General features: G+C 60.6%; 1 protein-coding gene. It reads right to left on the bottom strand.

Features of this window, described 5'->3' with window-relative positions; all coding sequences use genetic code 11:
• On the bottom strand, positions 1–231 hold a 231-nt coding region (gene tssJ, locus ACPYOJ_RS37145; RefSeq protein ID WP_481420651.1), incomplete at both ends, for a type VI secretion system lipoprotein TssJ.

The following is a 231-nucleotide window of genomic DNA, read 5'->3' as shown; positions in this document are numbered from 1 at the left end:
GGGCAAGCACCGTGCGATCGCTCTTCAACAGATCGTCATACGACGCCGCATCGAACATCTTGCGATCCTTCAGCTGGTAGACGCGCACGGCCACCGACGTCGGTCGTCCTGCGTCGTCCGGATTCAGCGCCGCGCGTGCAGTCAGATCGACGTCAAGCACCTTCACCTGCTTGAAAAACACTGCGCGATAGGCATTCGACGACGCATCCGATACCGACTGCCACGCACCAC

It is taken from the genome of Rhizobium sp. SVR5-9E (assembly GCF_056755095.1).
Note: the sequence above shows the minus strand (reverse complement) of the source record. Positions and strands in the feature narration are given on the sequence as shown.